Raw genomic sequence first — 16,681 nt, 5'->3', positions numbered from 1 at the left:
CTTACATGCGCTCCAGGGTTTCCAGGCCGAGCAACTCCAGGCCTTGCTTGAGCGTGCGGCCGGTCAGGGCGGCCAGGCGCAGGCGGCTCTGTTGTTGTTCAGCGGTTTCGGCGGCGATGATCGGGCAGTTCTCGTAGAAACTGGAGAACAACCCGGCGATGTCGTACAGGTAGCTGCACAGTACGTGCGGGGTGCCTTTGTCGGCGACGCTGTTGAGCACTTCGCCGAACTGCGCCAGGCGTGCGGCCAGGTCCTGTTCGTGCGGGGCCTGCAGCACGATCTGGCCGTCGAGCTGATCGTAGCCCTTGCCCAGCTTGCGGAACACCCCGGCGACGCGGGTGTAGGCATACAGCAGGTACGGCGCGGTGTTGCCTTCGAAGTTGAGCATCAGTTCGAAGTTGAAGCTGTAATCGCTGGTGCGGTGCTTGGACAGGTCGGCGTATTTCACCGCGCCAATGCCGACCACTTCGGCGATCTGACGCAGCTCGTCTTCGGCCAGGCTCGGGTTCTTTTCCTTGACCAGCGCATAGGCGCGGTCCTTGGCTTCGTTGAGCAGGTCGATCAGCTTGACGGTGCCGCCGTCACGGGTCTTGAACGGGCGGCCATCGGCACCGTTCATGGTGCCGAAGCCCATGTGTTCCATCTTCATCGGGTGGCCGACGAAGCCTGCGCGGCGGGCCACTTCAAACACCTGGTTGAAGTGCAGCGCCTGGCGCTGGTCGACGAAGTACAAGGCGCGATCGGCCTTGAGCACGTTGCTGCGATAGCGCACGGCGGCAAGGTCGGTGGTCGCGTACAGGTAGCCGCCATCGGCCTTCTGCACGATCACCGGCAGCGGCTCGCCATCGGCAGTCTTGAATTCTTCGAGGAACACGCACTGCGCGCCCTGGCTTTCGACCAGCAGGCCTTTGCTCTTAAGGTCGCTGATGACGTTGGCCAGGTCAGCGTTGTAGGCGCTTTCGCCCATCACGTCGGCCATGCTCAGCTTGACGTTGAGCAGCTCGTAGGTCTTCTGGCAGTGCGACAGCGAGATGTCCTTGAAGCGCGTCCACAACGCCAGGCAGTCCGGGTCGCCGGCTTGCAGCTTGACCACCAGACCACGGGCGCGGGTGGCGAATTCTTCGGACTCGTCGAAGCGCTTCTTCGCGGCGCGGTAGAAGTTTTCCAGGTCAGACAGCTCGTCGCTGGTGATTGGGTTTTCCTGCAGGTAGGCCATCAGCATGCCGAACTGGGTGCCCCAGTCGCCGACGTGGTTCTGGCGGATGACCGTGTCGCCGAGGAACTCCAGCACTCGGGCAACGCTGTCACCGATGATGGTCGAGCGTAGGTGGCCGACGTGCATTTCTTTTGCCAGGTTCGGCGCCGACAGGTCGACCACGACCTTCTCGGCCGGGCCGGCCTTGCGCACGCCAAGTTGGCTATCGGCCAGGGCGGCATCGAGACGCTCGGCCAGGGCCGCGGTGTTCTGGAAGAAGTTGAGGAAGCCTGGGCCGGCGATCTCGACCTTGCTGATGTCGGCGCTGGTCGGCAACGCTGCGATGAGCTTTTCGACGAGGTCACGCGGCTTCATCCCGGCTGGCTTGGCCAGCATCATGGCGATGTTGCTGGCGAAGTCACCGTGGGTCTTGTCGCGGGCGTTTTCCACCTGAATCGCCGGGGTCAGGCCGTCAGGCAGCACACCGTCGGCGACGAGTTGGGTGAGGGCTTGCTGGATCAGCTGGCGAATGGTGTCTTTCATCGGAATCTCTTTTCGACCGCAAGCGCGGCGGAGCGCTTCGATGCGCAGGTGGAAAAACTGAGCATTATCCGTGGCTGAGCCGTGGTTGCCAACCTTTGCGGGTATCAACGGCGCGTCAACAGCTCAGTACAGGTCGACCGGATCGACGTCCAGCGACCAGCGCACCTGACGTCCGCTGGGCATCTGTTCCAGCTCCAGCAGCCAGGCGCTGATCAGCCGGTGCAGCGGCGCGCGGGCGCTGGCCTGCAACAACAGCTGCGCGCGGAAGCGCCCGGCGCGGCGTTCCATCGGCGCCGGCACCGGCCCGAGCAGCTCTATGCCCTGGCCGCCCTGTTCGGCCAGCAAGCGCTCGGCGGCACTGCACGCTTCATCCAGAAATCCTTCGGCCTGGCCCGGCTTGTGCGCTTCGGCGCGCAGCAGGGCGAGGTGGGCGAAGGGCGGCAGGCCGGCGCCGCGGCGTTCGCTCAGGGCCTGTTCGGCAAAGGCGAAGTAGCCTTCTTCAGTCAACTGCACCAGCAGCGGGTGCTCGGCCAGGTGGGTCTGCACGATGACCTTGCCCGGCTCTTCGGCGCGGCCGGCGCGTCCGGCGACCTGCACGATCAGCTGGGCCATGCGCTCGCTGGCGCGGAAGTCCCCAGAGAACAGCCCGCCATCGGCATCGAGGATCGCCACCAGCGTGACCCGCGGGAAGTGGTGGCCCTTGGCGAGCATCTGCGTGCCGACAAGGATGCTCGGCTGGCCGCGCTGGATGGTGGTGAACAGGTTGTGCATGGCGTCCTTGCGCGAGGTGCTGTCGCGGTCCACGCGCAATACCGGGAAGTCCGGGAACAGTACTTTCAGGCGTTCTTCGGCGCGCTCGGTGCCAGCACCCACCGGGCGCAGGTCGACGTGCGCACACTTGGGGCAGCGCAGCGGCAGGCGCTCGTCATAGCCGCAGTGGTGGCAGCGCAGTACGCCGGAGCGCTGGTGCACGGTCATGCGTGCATCGCAGCGCGGGCAGCCCGACATCCAGCCGCAGTCGTGGCACAGCAGCGTCGGGGCAAAACCGCGGCGGTTGAGGAACACCAGCACCTGCTGGCCGGCCTCGAGGGTTTTGCCGATGGCCTGTTGCAACGGGCCGCTGATGCCGCTGTCCAGCGGCCGGCTGCGCACGTCCAGGCGCAGGAAGCGCGGCTGCTTTGCGCCGCCGGCGCGGTGGTTCATGCGCAGCAGGCCGTAACGGCCGGTGTGGGCGTTGTGCAGGCTTTCAAGCGAAGGCGTGGCCGAGCCGAGCAGGATCGGCACGTTCTCTTGATGGGCGCGCACCAGCGCCAGATCACGGGCGTGGTAGCGCAGGCCCTCCTGCTGTTTATAGGAGCCGTCGTGCTCTTCGTCGATGATGATCAGGCCAGGGTTTTTCATCGGCGTGAACAGCGCCGAGCGGGTGCCGATAATGATGTCGGCTTCGCCATCGCGGGCCGCCAGCCAGGCATCCAGGCGTTCGCGGTCATTCACCGCCGAGTGCAGCAGGGCAATGCGCGCATTGAAGCGCTGCTCGAAGCGCGCCAGGGTCTGCGGGCCGAGGTTGATCTCGGGGATCAGCACCAGCGCCTGCTTGCCGGCTTCCAGGGTTTCGCGGATCAGTTGCAGGTAGACCTCGGTCTTGCCGCTGCCGGTAACCCCAGCCAGCAGAAATGCATGGAAGCTGCCAAAGCCCGAGCGCACGGCTTCGAAGGCTGCCCGCTGTTCGTCGTTGAGCGGCAGCTGCGGCTGCGCCAGCCAGTGCTCGGGGCGGCCAGCCGGGCTTTGCCGGCGCACCTCGAGCTGCACCAGCTCTTTGGCCAGCAGCAGGTCGAGGCTGTCCTTGTTCAGGCCCAATTTGCTCAACAGGCTGTGGGCAACGCCATGCGGGTGCTGCGACAAAGTCTGCAGGGCTTCGCGCTGACGCGGGGCGCGGGCGATCCGCGGGTCGTCCAGGCGCGCGTCGGGGGTAACCTGCCAGAACCGTTCCTGGCGGATTTCGGCTGCTTCGCCCTGGCGCAACAGCACCGGCAAGGCCCAGCTCAAGGTATCGCCCAGGCTGTGCTGATAGTACTGGGCGGTCCACAGGCACAGCTTGAACAGGGATGGCGGCAGCGGCGAGGTCGGGTCGAGCAGGGCAATCGCAGGTTTGAGCTTGTCAGCCGGCACCTCACTGGTGGCGCAGACCTCGACCAGGACGCCGATCATCTCACGCCGACCAAAGGGCACACGGATGCGCATGCCCGGGGTCAGCGGCTGGCGGGCCATGGCGGCCGTGGCCCGGTAGTCGAACAGGCGACGCAGGGGCGAGGGCAGGGCAAGGCGCAGGATGACGTCGGACACGCAGAAGGTCTCTGAAGGGCATTTCGGAACAGTTCAGGGCAGCGCCGAGCCTAGCAGACGACGGTCGGTGCGTGCGACAACTTGCGCTGACGCTGCGCTCTGGTATTATTCCCCGCCTAATTACGTGCGGTATTCAACAATAGGTGTTGGGTGGCGGCACGCAGCTCGAGGAAGTGACCATGAAAGAGAATATTCATCCGAACTACGAAGTAGTTGCAGTCACCTGCAGCTGCGGCGCCAAATTCGAAACCCGTTCGACCCTGGCCAAGCCGCTGGCGATCGACGTGTGCTCCCTGTGCCACCCGTTCTACACTGGCAAGCAGAAAGTCCTGGACACCGGTGGTCGCGTACAGAAGTTCGCAGATCGCTTCGGCATGTTCGGTGCCAAGAAGTAAGATTGCGCATGGCGAAGCCCTTGGCTCTCGCGCTGCTGCAACGAAAAGCGTCCCTTGTGGGCGCTTTTTTTATGGCCGCGATTTGCGCCATGCCGGCGCAGGCCTTCTGCCCACTGCCGGTCAAGCCGCAGCAAGTCGCCGTGCGCCAGGTGGTAGATGGCGACACCGTGCGCCTCAGCGATGGCCGCAGCGTACGCCTGATCGGCATCAATGCCCCCGAGCTGGGCCGCAAGGGCCGCCCAAGCGAGCCCTATGCCGAAGCCGCCAGGCAGCGCCTGCAGGCGTTGATCAAGGCCAGTGATGGCCGGGTCGGGCTGGTGCGCGGGGCCGAGGCAAAGGACAAATATGGCCGCACTCTGGCGCATATCTATGGGCGTAATGGCGACAATCTTGAGGCGGTGCTGCTCAGTGAGGGCCTTGGCTTGCGCGTAGCCATAGCGCCCAATGTGCGCCTGGCGGGCTGCCAGGAAGCAGCCGAGCAGGCGGCTCGTTCGGCTCGCCTTGGGCTGTGGCGGAATTCACCAGTGCAGCGCGAGAGCGCCCTGCGCGAGTCCGGATTTGCCGTGCTCAGCGGCACCGTACGGCGTATCGAGCGTAACCGTGGCGGGGTCTGGCTAGACCTTGGCGAGCGCGTGGTGGTGCAGGTGCCCGCTCGTCTGCAGCGGCACTTCCCGGCGCGCTTCTTCGATAACCTCAAAGGGCGCCAGGTCGAGGTCCGCGGCTGGGTGATCGACCGCTCCCGCAAGGGTGTGATCAAGCCTGGGCAGCGTCGCTGGCTGCTGCCATTGACCGATCCGAGCATGCTCAAACGGGCCTCTGGCTAAAAAATTGTAGACATTAACGTCTGCAATTGTACACACTGAATCCCGCATGCCCCGTGGGTTGTAGCGTAAAGTCGTAGGCCATGGGCCTTGACACATGTGACCGGGCAGTCTTGTCGCCCCCCGGCACTTTGCGTATCCTCGGCGGTCCGTCAGAACAGTAAATAAGCGGAATTGCCCACCATGTCAGACCTGAAAACCGCCGCTCTCGAATATCATGCTCAGCCTCGTCCGGGGAAACTGAGCGTCGAGCTCACCAAGCCAACCGCCACTGCGCGTGACCTGTCCCTGGCCTACAGCCCGGGCGTTGCCGAACCTGTGCGCGAGATCGGTCGTGATCCAGAGCTGGCTTACAAGTACACCGGCAAGGGCAACCTGGTCGCAGTGATCTCCGACGGTACCGCCATTCTTGGCCTGGGTGACCTCGGCCCACTGGCTTCCAAGCCGGTCATGGAAGGCAAGGGCGTTCTGTTCAAGCGTTTCGCCGGTATCGACGTATTCGACATCGAAGTCGAGTCGGAAAGCCCACAGGCCTTCATCGACACCGTGCGCCGTATCTCGATCACCTTCGGTGGCATCAACCTCGAAGACATCAAAGCGCCAGAGTGCTTCGAAATCGAACGCACCCTGATCGAGCAGTGCGACATTCCGGTGTTCCACGATGACCAGCATGGCACCGCCATCGTCACCGCGGCCGGCATGATCAACGCCCTCGAAATCGCTGGCAAGAAGCTCGAAGAAGCGCAGATCGTCTGCCTGGGCGCCGGCGCTGCTGCGATCTCCTGCATGAAGCTGCTGGTCAGCATGGGTGCCAAGGTCGAGAACATCTTCATGATCGACCGTACCGGTGTTATCCACTCCGGCCGTGAAGACCTGAACCAGTACAAGGCGCAGTTCGCTCACGCTACCGACAAGCGCAGCCTGGCTGACGCTCTGCAAGGTGCTGACGTGTTCGTGGGTCTGTCCGGCCCGAACCTGCTGAGCGCTGAAGGCCTCAAGTCGATGGCTGCCAACCCGATCGTGTTCGCCTGCTCGAACCCGGATCCAGAGATCAGCCCGGAGCTGGCTCACGCTACCCGTAACGACGTGATCATGGCTACCGGTCGTTCCGACTACCCGAACCAGGTCAACAACGTGCTGGGCTTCCCGTTCATCTTCCGTGGTGCTCTGGACGTTCGCGCCAAGCGCATCAACGAAGAGATGAAGATTGCTGCGGCCATCGCGCTGAAGGACCTGGCCAAGCAGCCAGTGCCTAAGGAAGTTTGCGATGCGTACGGCGTGCAGGCGCTGGAGTTTGGTCGTGAGTACATCATTCCGAAGCCGATGGACCCACGTTTGATTACGCTGGTTTCTGATGCGGTGGCCAAGGCTGCGATCGAAAGCGGTGTTGCTACCCTGCCTTATCCGAAGCACTACCCGCTGAAAAGCGTGGACGATGTGTTCAACGGCTAAGTATGGCGTAATGAAAAACCGGCCCTGATGGGCCGGTTTTTTTATGCCTGCGATTAGCCGCGCAGCAACGCCGTACACGGTCCCTGTAGGAGCGGCCTTGTGTCGCGAAAGGCCCGCGAAGCGGGCCCGGCGATGTCGGCGGCGGTGCTGAGATCTGGGGGGCGCTTCGCACCCCTTTCGCGACACAAGGCCGCTCCTACAGGGGCACGACACGCGTTCGGTATAGGAGCAGGCCGGACCGCTCGGAATGGGGCGCAGAGCGCCCCCGGCTTTTGGACTTAGAACAGGTCCATCGGCGCTGCCTCATCCGCTGGCAGAGGGCTGCCAGGTGCCGCGCCGTTGCCCAGTTCATCCACCGACGGCGGTGAATCTTCGGCCTTGAACAGTTCGAAGTAGGCATTCGGCGTGCTCGGGGTCGCTGCGCGGCCGCTGACCGGATCGACCCGCAGGCTGAGGATGCCTTCAGGTTCGGCTGGAGCGTGGTTGGGTTTGTCTTTCAAGGCGGCGCCCATGAAGCTCATCCAGATGGGCAGTGCCGCAGTACCGCCGTATTCGCGGCGGCCGAGGGTTTCTGGCTGGTCGAAGCCAACCCAGACAGTGGTCACGTAGTCGGCGTTGTAGCCGGAGAACCAGGCGTCCTTGGATTCGTTGGTGGTACCGGTCTTGCCAGCCAGATCGGTGCGGCCGAGGGCCATCGCCCGGCGGCCGGTGCCGCGCTTGATCACGTCCTGCAGCATGCTGGTGAGGATATAGCTGGTGCGCGGGTCGATGATCTGTTCGGCGAGCACGGGTGTCTGCGCACTGAACTGGGCGTTGGCTGCTGGCGCTTCGCCCGGCAGGCCGCTGCTGATCGGCTGCTCTGGCGCGGCGATGCCGGCCTCGTCGCTGCCGCCGCCCTGCGGCACATGCGCAGGGTTGGCGGTGAACAGGGTATCGCCGTTGCGGCTTTCGATGCGTTCGATCAGATACGGGCTGATCTTGTAGCCGCCGTTGGCAAAGGTGCTCCAGCCGGTGGCGATTTCCATCGGGGTCAGGGTCGCGGTGCCGAGCGCCAGCGACAGGTTGCGCGGCAGGTCCTGCTTGTTGAAGCCGAACTTGGCGATGTAGTCGATGGTGCGGTCGACGCCCATCGCCTGCAGCAGGCGGATCGAGACCAGGTTGCGCGACTTGTACAGCGCTTCACGCATGCGGATCGGGCCGAGGAAGGTGTTGGTGTCGTTTTTCGGCCGCCAGACCTTGTCCAGGTACTCATCGACAAACACGATTGGCGCGTCATTGACCAGGCTGGCGGCGGTGTAACCGCTGTCCAGGGCCGCGCTGTAGACGAACGGTTTGAAGCTCGAGCCCGGCTGACGCTTGGCCTGCATGGCGCGGTTGTAGTTGCTCTGCTCGAACGAGAAGCCGCCGACCAGGGCGCGGATCGCGCCGTTGTACGGGTCGAGGGTGACTAGTGCACTCTGCGCGCCCGGCACCTGGCTGAACTTTAGCTTGCCTTCATCCAGGCGCTGCACGCGGATCAGGTCGCCGATCTGGGCGACATCGGCAGGCGATTGTGGCGCCCGGCCTTGAGCGTTGGTGTTCAGATACGGCCGCGCCCATTTCATGGTGTCCCAGGCCACGTCCTGCTCTTCGCCGTTGCGGGTGAGCACTTTCAGGCCGGTCTTGTCGACCTGGGTAACGATGGCCGGCTCCAGCCCACCGAGGGTGCGCTGCTTGCTCAGCTCCTGCAGCCAGGCGGCGTGGGTCTTGCCCGGGAAGCGTGACTCAGGGCCGCGGTAGCCATGGCGCTCGTCGTAGTCAGACAAACCATTGAGCACGGCACTGTTGGCCATGTTCTGCATGTCGCTAGGCACCGTGGTGGTCACCCGGAAGCCTTCGGTGTAGGCCTCGCTGCCATAGCGGCCGACCATCTCCGCGCGGGCCATTTCGGCAATGTAGGGCGCGTTCACTTCTGGCGTCGGCACGTGGTAACTGGCGTTCAGCGGCTCAGCCAGGGCGGCGTCGTAGCTGGCCTGATCGATCTTGCCGAGCTTGTACATGCGCCCGAGGATCCAGTCGCGGCGCTCTTTGGCCCGGGTCGGGTTGGCCAGTGGGTTGAAGCGCGAAGGGGCCTTCGGCAGACCGGCGATCATGGCCATCTGCGCCAGGCTGACGTCGCGGATCGACTTGCCGTAGTAAACCTGCGCTGCGGCGTCGATGCCGTAGGCGCGGTTACCCAGGTAGATCTTGTTGACGTACAGCTCAAGGATCTCGTCCTTGGTCAGTTCGCGTTCGATCTGCAGGGCCAGCAGGATTTCGTTGGTCTTGCGCGAGAAGCTGCGCTCGCTGGTAAGGAAGAAGTTCTTCGCCACCTGCATGGTGATGGTGCTGCCACCGGTCTGGATATGACCAGACTTGACCAGTTGGGTCGCGGCGCGCATCAAGCTGCTCGGATCGACCCCGTAATGGTTGAGGAAATTATCGTCCTCGGCTGACAGAAGCGCCTGAATGAACTGTGGGGGAATTTCCGCGAAGCGGATCGGCGAGCGGCGCATTTCGCCAAACTCGGCAATCAGCTTGCCATCGCTGCTATAGACCCTCAGAGGGATCTGCAACTGGATGCTTCTGAGCGAGTCGACCGAGGGCAGGCTGGGACTAAGATACAGAAACGCCCCGCTCAGACCGAGTACGAGGGCACAGATGACTGCGACGAAAGACCACCAGAAGAACTTCAGCAGGCGTATCAAGGCTTTTGGGTGTCCAGGTTGAGAAATGGAGTGCGCACAGGTCCGGCAGACAGGCAAAAACGCTGGGCATTATAAGCAGTTTTCGCCCCGTCGGGCGACCGCCGGGGCGACCGGTCGGGCCAATCGCGCGGGCTGACAATGATGGAGCAGGGAGACAGCGATGCTTGGACGCTTGGGCAAGGATGCCGGTTCATTGTTGGGTGTGGAAATAGCCGCCGACTCGGTGCGCATGCTGCAACTGCAGGGGCGCCAAGGGGCTGAGCACGTCAGCGCCTGGGCGTATCAGCCGCTGCCGGTGGCAGTTGGCAATGACTGGGCGCAAGCCCCAGACGCCCTGACAGACGCGCTGCGCTGCGCCTTTGAGCGCTGCGGCAGTCGGCGTGCGCAGGTTGCGGTTGCGCTGCCGGGCGGGGCGACGTTGTGCAAGCTTTGTTGCCTCCCAGCAGGCTTGTCGGCGGCTCAACTGGAGCAGCGCCTGCTGGTCGATGCCGAGCAGATGTTCCCGTTTGCCCTGGAAGACCTGGCGTTGGACTTTCAAGTCCTCGGCCCGGCGGTCGAGCCGGTGGGGCATGTCAATGTGCTGGTTGCCGCCTGCCGCCAGCGCTCACTGGATCAGCTCGAGCAGCTGCTGGAGGCCGCAGGCCTGTGCGCGGTGGCAGTGGAGGTCGACAGCATCGCCCTGCGCCGGCTGGTGGCCGACGGCCAGGCGCTGCTGCGTATCGAGCAGGGCGGGGCAGCGTTGCATAGCTGGCCGGCAAGTGGCCTGCCGCAGCGTCAGGAGCTGACTTTCGGCGCCCATGAGCCAGACGATGCACGCCTGCAGCGCGTGCTTGAGTTGTGCGCAGCAGCGCTGCCAGGCGAGCACGATGTACAGGTGGTTGCGGCCAGCGAACAGGCACCACGCTGGCTAGCCGCTCTCGCTGCTCGATTGCCCTGCGATGCGCTGTCGCCGCTGCACGGTCTGGGCACGGCTGGCCTGAGCAGTCGTGCCGAGCTGGCGCGGGTGGCGCCGCACATGGCGCTGGCCTGCGCTCTGGCCTTGGGCGGTGCTTGCTGATGCTGCGTCTGAACCTGCTGCCCTGGCGCGAACGGCAGCGGCTGGCGGCGCTGCGACGGTTTCAACTGGCGCTGATCGGTAGCCTGCTGCTGGCGCTCGCCGGCGTGATCATGCTTGACCAGCTGGCGCGCCAGCGTGGTCAGCAGCAACTGGCGGCGATTGCCGAACGCCAGGCTGATGTCGCCCGGCTCGATATCCAACTGCAGCAGTTGAAGGCGGTGCAGGGCAGCCATGAGGATGTAATGGCGCAGTCAGCAGCGCTGCAAGCGCTGCGCAATGGCCAAAACCTGCTGCCGAGGATGTTCGCTGAGCTGGAGCAGGCACTCGGGGCCAGTTTGCAACTGACCGAAATGTCCATCCATGAGGGGCAGTTGCGACTGCTCGGGTTGGCGGCGTCGCCTGCGGTAGTGGCGCAGTTCATCCGCGATCTGCAGCAATCAAGGCGATTCGACGCGCTTGAGCTGAAGCATATTCGTGCAGTTGCAGACGGCGATGAGTTCCTGTTGCTCGCACGTCTGTCGGCGCTTGAGCTTTGATCGGCTCATGGCCTCCCGACTGGCAGCAAGTGGCGAGCAGTTCGCCGGTGGCCAGGTTGGCGATGCTGCTCGCACCGCTGCTGATAGTGGCCAGTGTGGCCTGGCTGATGCGCTTTGAGGGTGTGCAGCGCACCTACCGGATGCAGGCGGCAACACTGCAGGTACTGGAGCAGACCTTAGCGGCCAAGACGCTAGGCGTGCAGGACTTGCCCGCCGCGCAGGAGGCACTTGCTGACAGTGAGGTGCAGTTGCAGGACGCCCGCTGGCGCCTGGCGGCCGGGCAGGAAATGAGCGACCTAGTCGATCAGTTGGCGCGGTTCGGTCATGCCCATGGGCTGCTGATCGAGCAGTTGGAGGTCGGCGAGCCAAGCCAGGCGGCCGGCTACCTGGTTGCGCCGCTGCAGTTGCAGGTGATCGGCAATTACCCGGCGCTGCGGGCATGGCTGGATGACTGGCTAGGCCAGATCCGCCTGCTGCACGTCTCGACCCTGCAGCTTGCAGCAGCAGACCAGCCCGGGATGCTGCGGCTGCGCTTGCACGTGCAGGCCTTTGACGCGGGCCAGCAGTTACCGGCGCCGATCTCGCTAGCTCATGAAGCCGCCAGGCAGCGGGCACCGCCAGCGCAGGTCGATCCATTTCAGGCGTGGTCTGTACGCAGCGCAGCCGATGATCTGGCCCGGGTGCCGCTGGCTCAGTTGCAGATGGTCGGCAGCCTCGCCCGCGATGGCCAGTATCAGGCTCTGGTGTGGTGGTCCGGGCGTTTGTATCGCGTGCGCGCGGGTGACTCACTGGGTCGCGACCAGGGTGTAGTGGCGCGGGTTGACGAACGGCAGTTGGAGGTGCGCGAGCAGGTCTTGCTTGGTGGAGCCTGGCAGGAGCGATCGACCCTGGTTGGGTTGCGAAAGCATGTGACGCAAGGAGGCATGAATGAAGCTCGGACAACTGGCAATGCTGCTGGCGACGGTTCTGGCGATGCACGGGGCGCAGGCGAAGACCTATCAGGGTGAACCGCTGTCGCTGAATTTTCAGGATGTCGAAGTTCGCGCGGTGCTGCAGGTGCTGGCCGACTATGCCGGGATCAACCTGGTGGTCAGTGATACGGCAACCGGCAACGTTACTCTGAGGTTGATACAGGTGCCCTGGGATCAGGCGCTGGATCTGGTTCTGCGCAGCAAAGGGCTGGCGAGCCGGCAGGAAGGCAATGTGCTGCTGGTGGCGCCGGCGGCCGAGCTGGCCGGGCAATCACGCGACGAACGGCTGGGTCGGGAGCTGGACGCCCAGTTGCAGCCGCTCGAACGCGCGTTGTTGCCAGTGCATCACGCCAAGGCTGCGGAGCTGGCCGAGTTGCTGTTGGCGACCTTGGCCGACGACGGCATCCTGACCGGGCGCGGCAGCCTGGGTGTCGATGCGCGGACCAACACGCTGGTGGCATACCAACCGGCAGAGCGGCTGGTCGAACTGCGCCGACTGGTCACCGAGCTGGATGTGCCAGTACGCCAGGTACTGATCGAAGCACGCATTGTCGAGGCCAATGTCGACTATGAGAAAAGCCTTGGGGTGCGCTGGGGCAAGCCGTTCAGTGGCGCTGAAGGCCGCAGCGGCAAAGGGTTGTTCGTTGATCTAGGCGTGGATCGGCCGACTTCGGCGGTGGGCCTGGGGCTGCTGCGCGGCGACGCCTTGCTGGACCTGGAACTCAGCGCGATGGAAAAGAGCGGCAATGGCGAAATCATCTCGCAGCCCAAAGTGGTGACCGCCGACAAGGAAACCGCACGCATCCTCAAGGGCACCGAGGTGCCTTATCAGGAAACCAGCAAGAGCGGCGCGACCTCGGTGTCGTTTCGCGAGGCCTCGCTATCGCTCGAAGTTACCCCGCAGATCACCGCCGATGGGCAGGTAATCATGACCGTGCGCGTGACCAAGGACGAGCCGGATTACGTCAATGCACTCAACGATGTACCACCGATTCGCAAGAACGAGGTCAACGCCAAGGTGCGCGTGGCCGACGGGCAGACCATCGTCATCGGTGGCGTCTACTCGACCACGCAAAACAATGTGGTCGACAAGGTGCCATTTTTCGGCGATCTGCCGTATGTTGGGCGGCTGTTTCGACGCGATGCATTACAAGAGAAAAAATCCGAGCTGCTGGTCTTCCTGACTCCGCGTATCATGAGTGACCAGGCGATTGCTGTGAGTCGTTGATTCTGTGCGAAATTTGATACTTGTAGGGCCCATGGGCGCTGGCAAAAGCACCATCGGACGCCTGTTGGCCAAAGAGCTGCGCCTGCTGTTCAAGGATTCCGACAAGGAAATCGAACTGCGGACGGGCGCCAATATCCCGTGGATCTTCGACAAGGAAGGCGAGCCGGGCTTTCGCGATCGTGAAGAAGCGATGATCGCCGAGCTCTGCGAGCTGGACGGCGTAGTCGTGGCGACCGGCGGCGGTGCAGTCATGCGTGATGCCAATCGGCGTGCTCTGCATGCCGGTGGCCGGGTGATCTACCTGCACGCCTCGGTTGAGCAACAGGTCGGCCGCACGGCACGCGATCGCAATCGGCCGCTGTTGCGCACCGCCAACCCGGAAGCGACCCTGCGTGCCTTGCTCGAATCGCGTGATCCGCTGTATCGCGAGATTGCCGATGTGATCGTGGAAACCGACGAACGGCCGCCACGCATGGTGGTCCAGGATATTCTCGAGCGCCTCGAGCAGTTGCCGCCCCGCTAAGCCGGGACTATTCTCGGCCACCAACGCCGAGGCAGGGGTTCAACCTTACCGCGTGTGTCGTTCAGGCGACGCCGCGCTCCAGACATTGTGGGGATACATGCAGACACTTAAGGTCGATCTGGGCGAACGCAGCTACCCGATCTACATTGGCGAAGGACTGCTGGACCAGCCTGAACTGCTGGCCCCGCACATTGCCGGCCGGCAGGTAGCCATTGTCTCCAACGAAACTGTCGCGCCCCTGTATCTGCAGCGCCTGAGTCAGACCCTGGGTGCCTATTCGGTGCTGCCAGTGGTACTGCCAGATGGCGAAGCGCACAAGAACTGGCAAACCCTGCAACTGATTTTCGATGGCCTGCTGACCGCGCGCCATGACCGCCGCACCACCGTGATCGCACTGGGCGGCGGGGTAATCGGCGACATGGCCGGTTTTGCCGCAGCCTGCTACCAGCGTGGTGTCGACTTCATTCAGGTGCCGACCACGCTGTTGTCCCAGGTCGATTCGTCGGTGGGCGGCAAGACCGGCATCAACCATCCGCTGGGCAAGAACATGGTCGGCGCGTTCTATCAGCCCAATGCGGTGCTGATCGACACCACCAGCCTGAAGACGCTGCCGGCGCGCGAGCTGTCGGCAGGCCTGGCCGAAGTGATCAAGTACGGCCTGATCTGCGACAAGCCATTCCTCGCCTGGCTCGAAGAGAATATGAGCGCCCTGCGCGGTCTCGACAACACGGCGCTGACCGAAGCGATTCGTCGCTCCTGCGCGGCCAAGGCTGCGGTTGTGGGCGCCGACGAGCGCGAAACCGGCCTGCGCGCCACGCTCAACCTCGGCCATACTTTTGGCCATGCCATCGAAACCCACATGGGCTATGGCGTCTGGCTGCATGGCGAGGCGGTGTCTGCAGGTACCGTGATGGCGCTGGAAATGTCCATGCGTCTGGGCTGGATTGACCAGGCCGAACGTGATCGCTCGATTCGCCTGCTGCAGGACGCAGGATTGCCGGTGGTGCCACCACAGGAAATGACCCCGGCGCATTTCATGGAGCATATGGCGGTCGACAAAAAGGTCCTCGACGGGCGCATGCGGCTGGTGCTGTTGCGCCAGCTCGGCGAAGCCGTGATTACCGACGACTATCCGCAAGAGATCCTTCAGGCCACGCTGGCAGCGGATTACCGCGCCATTGTGGCCCAGCTTTGAGGTTGTGACAGCGCAATGACCAGTTTGCATGCCGATGAGGCGTTTCTCGACCATTACCAGCTGAGCCACGATCCGTTCGCGCCGCGTGTGCCCGGTTTCAAGTTCTTCCCCGCCCAGCGCAAGCCAGTGCTTGGTCAACTGCATCACCTGGCGCGTTACAGCCACCTGATGCTGGTGGTCACCGGCCCTGTGGGCAGCGGCAAGACCCTGCTGCGTCAGGCGCTGGTCGCCAGCACCAACAAGCAGTCGGTGCAGAGCGTGGTGGTCTCGGCCCGCGGTGCCAGCGACGCGGCCAGCGTGCTCGGCCAGGTGGCGCAGGCGCTTGGCGTCGCGCAGCCGGAAGTGCAGGCGATCCTGTCGCAGGTGGTGCAACTGGCCCTGACCGGCCAGGAAGTCTATCTGTTGGTGGACGATGCGGAACAACTCGACGAGTCGGCACTCCAAGCGTTGCTGGAATTGGCGGCAGGCGTTGCCGAAGGGCGCCCGCACGTATTCCTGTTTGGCGAGCCTTCGCTGATTGCCGGGTTGGATCAGCTCAATGGTGAGGGAGATCGTTTCCACATCATCGAACTTGAACCCTACAGCGAGGAGGAAACCCGCGAATACCTTGAACAACGCCTGGAAGGCGCTGGCCGCGGTATCGAGGTATTCACGGCCGAGCAGATCGCCGATATCCACGAACATGCGGATGGCTGGCCTGGCAACATCAACCAGGTTGCCCGCGACACTTTGATCGAAGCCATGATCGCCACGCGCAGCACGGCGAAGCGACCATCCATGGGGTTCAAGATGCCTAAGAAACACGTACTCGCGCTGTCTGCAGTTGTCGTGGTCGCCGTAGCGGCGGCGGTCCTGATGCCGAAGAAAGGCGCTGACAAGCCTGCTACCGACGCACCCGCAGCGCAGGCTCAACTGCCGCTGGGCGAAGGCCAGGCCAACAGCAGCAACCCGGCTATCGAGTTCTCCGGCTCGCAGCCAACACCACTGCCGCTCAATGGCCAGTCGCAACCGGTCATGCGCGAGCCGCTGGCCCAGGCCGCAGGCATGGGTGACGGTGAAGAAGCCAGCCCAGCCGGCAACACTGCATTGCAGCCTGCCAATCCACCGACCGTAACCACCATTGCCCCGCCTGAAGGCGTACCGGCAGGCCCTGCCGCGGCACCTGCGCAGCCAATCGCCAGCGTTCCAGCGCCCAAGCCTGCCCCAGCCCAGCCAGCCGCTCAGCCAGCCAAGCCTGTCGCAGCGGCCAAGCCAGCCCCGGCGCCAACCCAGGTTGCCAGCGCCAAGCCTGCGTCGTCTGCCGCTGGCGGCAGCGGCAACAGCGCCTGGTACGGCAGCCAGAAAGCCGGCAACTACGTTGTGCAGATTCTCGGCACCAGCTCCGAGGCGTCGGCCCAGTCGTTCGTCAAAGCGCAGGGTGGCGACTATCGCTACTTCAAGAAAACCCTGCAGGGCAAACCGCTTTACGTCGTCACTTACGGCAACTTTGCCAACCGTGATGCAGCAGTTGCTGCAATCAAGAACTTGCCAGCGAAGGTCCAGGCTGGTAAACCTTGGCCACGTACCGTCGGCAGCGTCCAACAAGAGCTGACCACGACCCGCTGATACCTTCCGGGCGGCACCACCCCGCCGCCCAGTTGCTGAGCGACTCCTGACTTTCGTCTAGCCTGCTGCGTGTGATCGCGGCAGGCTTTTC

Annotated in this window: 13 protein-coding genes; 10 read left to right on the top strand and 3 right to left on the bottom strand. The window is 63.9% G+C overall.

Annotation, left to right across the window (positions count from 1 at the left end; all coding sequences use genetic code 11):
• Position 1: 1 nt before the first annotated feature.
• Together argS and ACQZ2L_RS01330 are read right to left on the bottom strand one after the other, a co-directional pair.
• Complete coding sequence (gene argS, locus ACQZ2L_RS01335; protein ID WP_430324423.1) at positions 2-1,738, bottom strand: arginine--tRNA ligase; 1,737 nt, start codon at positions 1,736-1,738, stop codon at positions 2-4.
• Positions 1,739-1,861: 123 nt separating this feature from the next.
• Entirely contained in the window at positions 1,862-4,081 is a 2,220-nt protein-coding gene (locus tag ACQZ2L_RS01330) for a primosomal protein N' (protein ID WP_430324422.1), read from the bottom strand.
• A gap of 179 nt (positions 4,082-4,260) precedes the next feature.
• Here ACQZ2L_RS01330 and rpmE point away from each other — a divergent pair, with 179 nt between their 5' ends.
• The 3 genes from rpmE to ACQZ2L_RS01315 all read left to right on the top strand — a co-directional run bounded on the left by rpmE (position 4,261) and on the right by ACQZ2L_RS01315 (position 6,749).
• Positions 4,261-4,476 carry a 50S ribosomal protein L31 gene (gene rpmE, locus ACQZ2L_RS01325; protein WP_101315499.1) on the top strand — a complete coding sequence of 72 codons (216 nt, stop codon included), beginning with the start codon at positions 4,261-4,263 and terminating at the stop codon, positions 4,474-4,476.
• A 2-nt stretch (positions 4,477-4,478) separates the two neighbouring features.
• The gene (locus tag ACQZ2L_RS01320; protein WP_430324421.1) at positions 4,479-5,300 is read left to right on the top strand and encodes a thermonuclease family protein; all 822 of its coding nucleotides are present in this window, start codon (positions 4,479-4,481) and stop codon (positions 5,298-5,300) included.
• A 180-nt stretch (positions 5,301-5,480) separates the two neighbouring features.
• Positions 5,481-6,749: a malic enzyme-like NAD(P)-binding protein gene (locus tag ACQZ2L_RS01315; protein WP_150570375.1), complete on the top strand. Its 1,269-nt coding sequence runs from the start codon at positions 5,481-5,483 to the stop codon at positions 6,747-6,749.
• Between the two features lie 278 nt (positions 6,750-7,027).
• Here ACQZ2L_RS01315 and ACQZ2L_RS01310 read toward each other — a convergent pair whose 3' ends face one another.
• Positions 7,028-9,472 (bottom strand): penicillin-binding protein 1A, encoded by a 2,445-nt coding sequence (locus ACQZ2L_RS01310; protein WP_430324741.1) that lies wholly within the window; start codon positions 9,470-9,472, stop codon positions 7,028-7,030.
• Positions 9,473-9,635: 163 nt separating this feature from the next.
• Between ACQZ2L_RS01310 and pilM the strand changes: the two genes are divergently transcribed.
• The 7 genes from pilM (at position 9,636) to ACQZ2L_RS01275 (ending at position 16,590) form a co-directional block, all read left to right on the top strand.
• The gene (gene pilM, locus ACQZ2L_RS01305; protein ID WP_430324420.1) at positions 9,636-10,532 is read left to right on the top strand and encodes a type IV pilus biogenesis protein PilM; all 897 of its coding nucleotides are present in this window, start codon (positions 9,636-9,638) and stop codon (positions 10,530-10,532) included.
• Entirely contained in the window at positions 10,532-11,068 is a 537-nt protein-coding gene (locus ACQZ2L_RS01300; RefSeq protein ID WP_430324419.1) for a PilN domain-containing protein, read from the top strand. The genes pilM and ACQZ2L_RS01300 overlap by 1 nt, the downstream gene beginning before the upstream one ends.
• Before the next feature lie 62 nt (positions 11,069-11,130).
• Positions 11,131-12,075 (top strand): pilus assembly protein PilP, encoded by a 945-nt coding sequence (locus tag ACQZ2L_RS01295; protein ID WP_430324418.1) that lies wholly within the window; start codon positions 11,131-11,133, stop codon positions 12,073-12,075.
• Positions 11,996-13,267, top strand: a complete 1,272-nt coding sequence (locus tag ACQZ2L_RS01290) for a type IV pilus secretin PilQ (RefSeq protein WP_430324417.1) — start codon at positions 11,996-11,998, stop codon at positions 13,265-13,267. The genes ACQZ2L_RS01295 and ACQZ2L_RS01290 overlap by 80 nt, the downstream gene beginning before the upstream one ends.
• 4 nt (positions 13,268-13,271) lie before the next feature.
• Positions 13,272-13,790: a shikimate kinase AroK gene (gene aroK / locus ACQZ2L_RS01285; RefSeq protein ID WP_101315515.1), complete on the top strand. Its 519-nt coding sequence runs from the start codon at positions 13,272-13,274 to the stop codon at positions 13,788-13,790.
• Between the two features lie 97 nt (positions 13,791-13,887).
• Positions 13,888-14,985 (top strand): 3-dehydroquinate synthase, encoded by a 1,098-nt coding sequence (gene aroB / locus ACQZ2L_RS01280; RefSeq protein ID WP_430324416.1) that lies wholly within the window; start codon positions 13,888-13,890, stop codon positions 14,983-14,985.
• A 15-nt stretch (positions 14,986-15,000) separates the two neighbouring features.
• A complete protein-coding gene (locus ACQZ2L_RS01275; RefSeq protein ID WP_430324415.1) occupies positions 15,001-16,590 on the top strand; it encodes an AAA family ATPase in 1,590 nt (529 codons plus the stop codon).
• The last annotated feature ends 91 nt before the right edge of the window (positions 16,591-16,681 follow it).

Source organism: Pseudomonas shirazensis, from assembly GCF_050496565.1.
GTDB classification, from domain to species: Bacteria; Pseudomonadota; Gammaproteobacteria; order Pseudomonadales; family Pseudomonadaceae; genus Aquipseudomonas; species Aquipseudomonas shirazensis_A.
Note: the sequence above shows the minus strand (reverse complement) of the source record. Positions and strands in the feature narration are given on the sequence as shown.